Annotated in this window: 1 protein-coding gene; it reads right to left on the reverse strand. The window is 61.1% G+C overall.

Annotation, left to right across the window (positions count from 1 at the left end):
- Positions 1 to 637 (reverse strand): DMT family transporter (locus tag EOC06_RS30170; protein WP_164898813.1); only part of this gene is annotated, 637 nt, incomplete at its 3' end.
- Positions 638 to 1,207 lie beyond the last annotated feature (570 nt).

Raw genomic sequence — 1,207 nt, forward strand, 5'->3', positions numbered from 1 at the left:
CGACCAGCGCACCGGCGCCGAGCAGCAGCACGACCATCGGCAAGAGTTCGATGCCGAATTTGGCACGGCGCAAAAGCACGGTGTAGAGGCCCCAGCAGAACGCGCTGCCGACGATCCACAGCTCGCCGGCGTTGAGCTTGAGTTGCAGCAGCGCCGTCAGGTCGCCGTGGGCAACGATGAAAATCATCCCGGCAAGCGCAACCAGCGCGCCAAGCGACTTCCACAGCCCGAGCGGCTCGCCAAGCACGAAACGGGCGAGCACCATCGTCATGACAGGCGACAGCGCCATGATGATGCCGGCCGTGGTGGCGTCGATGTGGCTGAGGCCATGGTAGATCATGCCTTGGCACAGCGTCAGGCCGATCGCCCCCACGGCGACGACCTCCACGGCGCGCGTTCGCAAAAGCCCGATCATCGCCTCGTGATGACGGTGCACGATCGGCAGCAGGATGGCGCAGGCAAGCGTCAGCCGCCAGAAGCACAGGCCCCAGGGCGGCATTTCGGGCGCCACCCATTTGGCCGCGATATAGACACCGGCCGAAAGCAGCCAGCACAGGACGGCGGCCGGATAGCCGGCCAAGGAGGATATGGGGCGCACGGGTTGCGCGGCTTCATGCGCTATCGGCATTGCCTGCATGTCATGCCCCTCGGTGACCTCGGCCAGACGGGGCAACATAGCCTGTGTCGTTGGGTCGTGCATCCGTTTTGAAAGGCGAAGAGGAATCCGCGTTCGGCCGTCCTATGTCTTCGATGGAGCGAGAAGGACGAAAAGACCGGCAAGCGGCGAAAGCGACACTACCTGCGACGTCGCGTCGGCATAGCGATGCGGGCACGATAGCCCGAGTGACAACCGCTGACAGGCGCGGACCACCCTGTCAGGCACTTACAATACCGTCTATATGCTGGACCTTCCGGCAGCGGAAAGGCGGTAACGATCCGACCGTCTTATGTCGAAGCATGGGAGGGGACAGCTGGAGAATACGCCGACTTGATGGAAAATGAGGGGTATGCAGAGATGGTTGGGAGTAGCGGGCAAATTGCCCGCCCATATGGACCAAACTACGGTCCAAATATGTCCTGCTTGAGTTGGCCATAGATGGCCATTCCTGGCTTAATGAGGGGAGCCAATGTGTTTCTGGCAAACGACATCTGATCATTGCCAACCCCAGTCAATCCGAGGAGTTTCTTCGCTTTCACGTAGATACTT

The organism is Mesorhizobium sp. M7A.F.Ca.MR.362.00.0.0, from assembly GCF_004023175.1.
GTDB lineage: Bacteria > Pseudomonadota > Alphaproteobacteria > Rhizobiales > Rhizobiaceae > Mesorhizobium.